At 71.5% G+C, this 2,092-nt stretch carries 3 protein-coding genes and 1 pseudogene; all 4 read left to right on the top strand.

The window, feature by feature from the left end:
* Nucleotides 1–368: pseudogene (locus ACOJSN_RS14755) on the top strand (argininosuccinate lyase); the annotation flags it as partial.
* Nucleotides 365–1,117 carry a class I SAM-dependent methyltransferase gene (locus ACOJSN_RS14750; RefSeq protein WP_420113251.1) on the top strand — a complete coding sequence of 251 codons (753 nt, stop codon included), beginning with the start codon at nt 365–367 and terminating at the stop codon, nt 1,115–1,117. The pseudogene ACOJSN_RS14755 and the gene ACOJSN_RS14750, both read left to right, overlap by 4 nt.
* Nucleotides 1,110–1,697, top strand: a complete 588-nt coding sequence (locus tag ACOJSN_RS14745) for a uridine kinase family protein (RefSeq protein ID WP_420113250.1) — start codon at nt 1,110–1,112, stop codon at nt 1,695–1,697. Before ACOJSN_RS14750 ends, ACOJSN_RS14745 begins: the two co-directional genes overlap by 8 nt.
* Nucleotides 1,694–2,092: DNA-3-methyladenine glycosylase (locus ACOJSN_RS14740; RefSeq protein ID WP_420113249.1), on the top strand; the 399-nt coding region annotated here is incomplete at its 3' end. The genes ACOJSN_RS14745 and ACOJSN_RS14740, both read left to right, overlap by 4 nt.

The raw sequence follows: 2,092 nt of genomic DNA, 5'->3' as shown, positions 1-2,092 counted from the left end.
CGCTGCAGTTCGACACCGAGCGCCTCGCGTCCCTTGCACCGCAGGGGTTCTCGCTCGCGACCGACATCGCCGAGTGGCTGGTCCGGCAGGGAGTGCCGTTCCGGGTGGCACACGAGGTGGCGGGGGAGTGCGTACGCGCATGCGAGCAGCAGAAGCCGCCGATCGAGCTGCACGAGCTCAGCGATGCCGAGCTTGAGTCGATCCATCCCGCGCTCACGCCCGAGGTCCGCGAGGTGCTCACGGTGGCCGGCTCGCTCGCCTCGCGTGACGGTGTCGGCGGGACTGCTCCGGTGCGCGTGGCCGAGCAGCTCGAGGCCGCGCGGGTGGAGGCCGCTTGCTGGCGCACCGGCATCGTCACGATGCGATGACGCACGACCCGTACGGTGACGCCGATCTGGTCGAGCTCTACGACATCGACAACCCCGGTGGCGTCGATCACGAGTTCTACCGCGCGCTGGCCGACGAGATCGACGCGCGTCGGATCCTCGATCTCGGCTGCGGTACCGGGCTGCTGACCCGCAGCCTGGTGGCGCCAGGGCGTGAGGTGACCGGCGTCGACCCCAGCACCACCATGCTCGACCATGCTCGACGGGGCCCGGGCGCCGAGGCCGTCACGTGGGTCCTCGGTGACGCGGATGCGATCGCGCCCACGGCGGATCTCGACCTCGTGCTCTGCACGGGCAACGCGATCATGCACCTGGACCCCGACGCGCTGCAGGCGGCGTTCCGGCGCGTGGCGGCGGCACTGCGACCGGGCGGCGTTCTGGCGTTCGAGACCCGTCATCCGGCGGCGGCGGAGTGGCGCACCTGGACGCGCGAGGCGACCGAGGGCACCCGCGAGACCCACCTGGGCCCACTACGGGAGTGGATCGAGGTCATCCGAACCGACCTCGACGCTGCTGGTGAGGGCGTCGTGGTCTTCGACGCGCACAACGTGCTCGCCGACGGGACCGACCGCGTGTTCACCAGCGAGTTGTGGTTCCGCGGGGTCGGCACCGTCTCCACGGCGCTGACTGCGGCGGGCTTCGAGGACGTCCGGATCGACGGCGGCTGGTCGGGGGAGCCGGTCGGCGACAACACCCGGCTGCTCGTGGTGCGGGCGGTGCACGGTGGGTGAGAGTGCGGCCCGCGCGGTGCTGGAGCACGCGTTGCGACGCGGCCCCACCTGCGACGACGTGATCGTGATCGTGGTCGATGGGCCCGCCGGCTCGGGCAAGACCACGATCGCGGGCCTGATCCGCCGTGAGGCAGGCGAGCGCGGCGTGAGCTGTGCCGTCATCTCGATGGACGACCTGTACGAGGGCTGGAGCGGCATGCGCCAAGGTGGCGCGGCAGTGAACGACGTGCTGCGCGCGCTGGCTCAGGGGGAACCCGCGAGCTACCGCCGCTACAACTGGGTGACCGAGCGCTACGACGAGACCGTGCAGGTGCCGCCGGTCAGCGTCCTCATCGTCGAAGGAGTCGGGAGCGCCAGGCTGGATCACCTCGACCTCGTCACCACGCTGGTGTGGGTCGAGGAGCCGGACCAGGAGGAACGGCTGCGTCGCGGGATCGCCAGAGACGGCCACCAGGTCGAAGCACACTGGCGCCGGTGGATGGTCGAGGAGGCCGAGCTGTTCGGAGAGATCGGCACTCGTGCACGCGCCGATCTCCGGATCGACGGACTCGGCGGGCTCGTGGGGCCGGAGCGCTCGTGATCGACCTGGGCCGCCGGGCTCTGCAGGTGGCACCCGATCTACTCGGGTCTCGACTCACCTCGCGCATCGGCGGCGATCTGGTGACAGTGCGGATCGTCGAGGTCGAGGCGTACGAGGGGGCTGACGACCCGGCCTCGCACGCGCACCGCGGTGAGCGGCAGCGGAACCGCGTGATGTTCGGGCCGCCAGGCCATCTGTACGTCTACCGGCACATGGGGCTGCACCACTGCACGAACGTGGTCGTAGGGCCGGTCGGAGTGGCCTCGGCGGTGCTGTTGCGGGGCGCCGAGGTGCTCGACGGTGTCGACGTCGCCTGGCGACGCCGGCTCGCGGGTGGTGCCTGCCGGAGCGAGCGTGACCTCGCACGCGGGCCGGCGCGCCTGGCGGTGGTGCTG

The organism is Pseudactinotalea sp. (genome assembly GCF_048594945.1).
GTDB lineage: Bacteria > Actinomycetota > Actinomycetes > Actinomycetales > Beutenbergiaceae > Pseudactinotalea.
The sequence above is the reverse complement of the archived record's forward strand: the minus strand, read 5'-3'. Positions and strand labels throughout refer to the sequence as shown.